Genomic DNA, 4,583 nt, shown 5'->3' with positions numbered 1-4,583 from the left:
TGTGAAGAATCTGTCGATGTTGGGCCTGGATTCTGGCTGCTAACCGATGGCGGGGGAGGTCTGGGTGGTGAAGTCCTCCTTGCCCTGGTTGTCGGTGATAACGGCGGTGACGGAGACCTGTTTGTCGGTGGGGACCGTGGTGGTTGCCTGGGTGCCGGTGAGGACCTCCTCGGTGCCGTCGGCGTGCTGGATGTACCAGTCGATGTTCGCGATCGTGCCGTCGGTGTCGGTGGAGGCTGAGGCGTCCAGGACTAGCTGGTCGCCGTTGCGGGTGAGGGTGAAGGAGCCGGCGGGGCGCGTGTTGTCCACCTGTGCCTGGGCCGCGGCGGGCTGCTCCTGCGCGGCCTGCCGATTGTTCAGGGTGTTCATGATCGAGGAGGCCATGGCTTTGTGGCCGGCGGTGTTGGGGTGGAAGCGTCCGTCGTCGAGCAGGCCGTCGAACCAGGAGGTCTGCTTGCCGCACAGCTCGTGTCCGGCGAAGGATCCGGAGGGGTCGGTGAACTGGTAGCCGTGGCGTTGGGCGGCGGCCCTGAGAGCGGCGTTGAGCTCGTTGGTGCGGGCGTTGATCCAGCGTTGGTCCACCTTGGCGAGTCCTTGGCAGCGGCCGGGCACAAGGCCGCCCTTACCGCCCGTCGAGGTGAACATGCGCGGGTATCCGACGGCGACGACAGTCGCGTTGGGAGCGCGGTTGGCGATGTCGGTCATGATCGTGTCGTAGCTGTAGACGCCGGTCTGCTTGCCCTTGCCGGCCAGGGCATCGATGGTTGAGTCGACCGGGTCGGTGACCTCCTTGTCGCTGCTGCAGTTGGAGAAAGGAGGCTGGGTGGCGCACTCGGAGAGGATCTTGGCGAAGCCGGCGTCGTTGCCGCCGATGGAGAAGGTGACCAGGCCGGTGGAGGCGTTCAGGTGGTCGAGCTGGGCGGGTTCTTTCCAGGGCGTGCGGGCCTCGTAGAAGTGCTTGGTCCAGGCTCCGGAGCAGGCGCCGAAATCGAGTGTCTTACCGGTCTTGTCGGCGACCTGGTGGGCGTATGCGGCCATGGCCCGCTTGCACTTGTTGCCGTTCTCCATCTGGACGTTGGTGCCCTTGGCGTAGGGAGGAGCCCCGACGCCGGAGGCGTAGGAGTCTCCCAGAGCCACGTAGCTGCCGGCGGGAAGGGAGGGGACCTGGGGAGCGGAGTAGGCCGAGGGGCCGACGGCGGTGAAAACGGTCAGCACCATGGCGAGCAGGCCGAGGCGTACGGGGCGGGTGGAACGGAGTCGCTGGGGTCGGGCGAGGTAGCGAACAGGCTTGATCGGGAGGGGAGTGCGGTGGGAACGGTCGTGCACAGTGGGCTCCTCAACATTGAACTGACGGTTCAAAACAACACTACCGATCGGTGGGATCGTGTGGGTGGGAGCGTGGTTCGTCGACTGACGTGGAGGGTGGGGCGCGGAACAAGGTCCGCATGCTGACTTATCTCCGCCCTCCGCCTGGGTTGCCCGGGATGCGGTGGGGCTGGGCCTTGGAGATCGGCTCGGTCAGACGGGCGGCGATCGTCTGCTCCAAGGCCCAGCCATCCCCAACCGCCTCGCCCAGACCCAGACGGGTGTAGGTGTCGTGTAGGGCCTCCCACAACAGGACCGAGCAGCTGGTCTCTATTGTGGTGGATCAGGCCGCGGTGTGCCCTGGCGCAGGCGCCAGAGGCTCAGGTCCCTGCTCGGCGACATTGTGGGTCTGGCCCAGATGCTCCACGATCCGGCGCACACCACCGCGCTGGGACACGATCTGCACCGCCGGGCCCCGAACCGGTGTGGACCTGATTCGTATACGGACTCATGCCTGTGCACCATACGACCTGCTAGCGGCCCACTACCAGTCCCTTAGCACCGGAATATCAACGAATACCAGCATCGACCTACCCGTAACCCACCAAGGTGTCATGTGTCAGGTCAGACATACTCACCAGGTTGCGAAATTGCTTGGGTAAGGCAACTGATATGCGTTGGATATCTCTAGTTTGTAGATTCGCTAACTGGGATGACCGGATGATTCCGGAAGTCTGTTTGGCTCACTGTATAGCGGGTGTGGTTTGAACGATAGTGAACCGTTTTCTTCTGGTTTCCGCATGCGGTGATGGATTCATGCCGTGGCACCTGTTTGGAACCGGGCGTGAAGAACTCAATACTGAGGGTGCTGCACCACCCATCCCCGGGGCTAGTGACGGTGAAATCTCGCTCGATAGTCGCGGCGCTGGCAGGAGGTGCTAAAGCGCCTGCGAGGATCATGCCGATGGCGCCAGCCGAGAGTACTCCTTTGAGTGAGGTCTTCATTGTTCAATCTCCTTCTTCTGTGTGTTAGCGTGATGATGCTATTCGTTGTGGGTACTTAGCGTTGTTCGTGGCCCGAACACTTGTTGTTGGAATGGCGTGGGATTTGATGGTTGGCTGTCATGCACCGCTGAAGCTGTGGTGCACGCCAACTGATACTGAACCGACTTGCTCGCTCGGGAGGGGTAAGTGGTGGGAACAGTTGGTCGCGGTGGGCTCCTCAATGAAACGCTGATGATTCGAGAATCTCTATTCGTCGGCATAGAACTGTCCTTTGGGGTTGAAAGGGGGCAGTTTTCTGCCTTGCAAACACGATTACCTACGACACTGGACCTACTGTGAGAATGACGCCAAACTATGGTGGTTAGTAGAACTTCTTTGACCGTGCTTACTATATTTCATCACCTCGACAGTTGATGTCTAGAAATACTTACACGTACTTGCTTCATAATGGTTGACCTTGACGCCTGGCACGTACTGCGCACGTCGTATGCTGGGTCACAGGAAAAACAGTCGCGAGTTTCGTGGATCAGTTACTGTTCACTTCGAAGGGGCCGTTCCAAAAGTCTCGCTTCGTTGTTCTCACGTGAGTGTGATTGGAACGGAAGTGAGCGGTGGACGTGCGATTTCCGCAAGCAACCAGGCTTTCATGTCGAGACGCTTGCGATGATCCAGGCGTGTAAAATTCAATGTCGAGCTCACGGCACTTTCCGAGACCGGGGCCGGTGACGCTGAAATCGCGCTCGATCACCGCCGCATTAGCTGGTGTCGCCAGGCTACTTGCCAGGATCATGCCGACGATACCGGCTGTTAATGCACCCTTGATTGATGTCTTCATTCTATGTCTCCCTTTCTAATACTAAGGTGATGGTGAGCCGGTGTGCACCGCAAGGACTGCGGTGCACACCGGCCGATGTTGAACTGTGACTGCGCGGATTTCCGGACCTGTTGTCGACAGTTGCGCGAGAACCGAAAACTAAGGGATTCAGATACGGTACACTCGGTTACCGATGATCCGCCAGTGGGTGTGGTTCGAATTGTAGTGCCGCACTGTTTTGCCAGTACCGCACTTAGTCATACGTTCGATCCTTGAGTGCTGTCCGGATCCTGGCGTGTAGAACTCAAGAGTAATCTCATGACACTTTCCCGGACCGGGGCCCGTCACGTAGAAGGGACCTTTGATGGCGGCGGATGCGGGGGAGGCAATTCCTCCTGCAAGGATGATGCCTGCGGCGCCTGCGGTGATTGCGCCCTTCAGTGATTTCTTCATGATCGCTCCTCGTTTCTGTGGTGATGAGTAGTGATGTCGTCAGCTGGGGTGAATAGCGCGGCCATTTGAACATTGCGTGTAGCTCATGCTATTCGCGCGGTTCAGCATGCGTGATATGGGTGCTGCTTATAACGTGTTGGAATCGCTCCTTTCCCTGGAATGTGTTGCATTAGAAATATAGTCTGGTGGCAGTGCGGTTGTTTGTCATGGAAATCGTCAGCAGAACCCAACAAGCCAACATGCCCAATCTATGTCGGGATTTGGATCAAGTGGACCTGGCGGACCTGGTGGGCGCAGGAATGGAGGGAAGAAAAACATCGAGACTCCTTTAGGTTGATGTGGTCGTTGCGATGAATCAATAGTGGCACCACGTTCACGCCAGGGGATCGGCCGATCGGATAGTCCATGTGGATGATCGACACATCGATAAGGACCAGAACTTCTTGCGATGCATATTGACAGTTTCTGCCTTTAAATGGTTTCGACATTCCACTGCTTCTGGGATGCAGGGTGGCGAGTCCGTCTCTGCGTAATGTTCGGGGCCGCCTCAGAGGTGATGGTCGTGCGGATCGCGATCGAGGAGAGACGCTGGGGACCGATTGAGAATACGAGTCTGGTCGACGACGCCGCTGATGAGAGCGTTATCGAGAATGGTTGTCGCTACGCTGCTCTGGATCAGTCAGTCTTGGACCTGATCCCGTGTTGCCGATGATTCCGTCGACTTTGGCTGGCTTAACCGGTGCTGGGTGATGTGAGTGAAGCCTGCGTGCTCGGTTGTTGCGGAAGATTCTTGAAGGTGCCTATGTCCGCCCGGGGTTGGCAACAGGATCGACAAGTTCTGCCTGCGCTATGTCCCCGCCGACGGGACTGACGTGTGTTTGTAGGACGTACACCCCTGCACCGCGTACTTTGATCTGACTTATGACACCTTGGTGGGTTGCGGGGTGATCGGTGTGAGTTTTCGTTGGTATTGCGGTGTTGGGGGTCCGGGGTGCCTCATGTCAAG

4 protein-coding genes are annotated in these 4,583 nt (G+C 58.5%); all 4 read right to left on the bottom strand.

The features are described 5' to 3' along the window. Window positions 1-39: 39 nt before the first annotated feature. A complete protein-coding gene (locus tag BKH33_RS06945) occupies window positions 40-1,326 on the bottom strand; it encodes an SGNH/GDSL hydrolase family protein (RefSeq protein WP_003780631.1) in 1,287 nt (428 codons plus the stop codon). Window positions 1,327-1,992: 666 nt separating this feature from the next. Beyond that, window positions 1,993-2,310 (bottom strand): hypothetical protein, encoded by a 318-nt coding sequence (locus BKH33_RS13635; protein WP_143228616.1) that lies wholly within the window; start codon window positions 2,308-2,310, stop codon window positions 1,993-1,995. Window positions 2,311-2,836: 526 nt separating this feature from the next. Then, window positions 2,837-3,145 (bottom strand): hypothetical protein, encoded by a 309-nt coding sequence (locus tag BKH33_RS13630; RefSeq protein WP_143228615.1) that lies wholly within the window; start codon window positions 3,143-3,145, stop codon window positions 2,837-2,839. Window positions 3,146-3,292: 147 nt separating this feature from the next. Further along, complete coding sequence (locus tag BKH33_RS13625; protein ID WP_143228614.1) at window positions 3,293-3,577, bottom strand: hypothetical protein; 285 nt, start codon at window positions 3,575-3,577, stop codon at window positions 3,293-3,295. Window positions 3,578-4,583: the final 1,006 nt, after the last annotated feature.

The sequence above is a fragment of the Actinomyces naeslundii genome (assembly GCF_001956585.1).
Taxonomy (GTDB): Bacteria; Actinomycetota; Actinomycetes; order Actinomycetales; family Actinomycetaceae; genus Actinomyces; species Actinomyces naeslundii.
Note: the sequence above shows the minus strand (reverse complement) of the source record. Positions and strands in the feature narration are given on the sequence as shown.

What these genes read in the sequence shown, in the direction of transcription:
- BKH33_RS13635 (WP_143228616.1), bottom strand. Translation starts at nt 2,310, where the DNA reads ATGAAGACCTCACTCAAAGGAGTACTCTCGGCTGGCGCCATCGGCATG.
- BKH33_RS13630 (WP_143228615.1), bottom strand. Translation starts at nt 3,145, where the DNA reads ATGAAGACATCAATCAAGGGTGCATTAACAGCCGGTATCGTCGGCATG.
- BKH33_RS13625 (WP_143228614.1), bottom strand. Translation starts at nt 3,577, where the DNA reads ATGAAGAAATCACTGAAGGGCGCAATCACCGCAGGCGCCGCAGGCATC.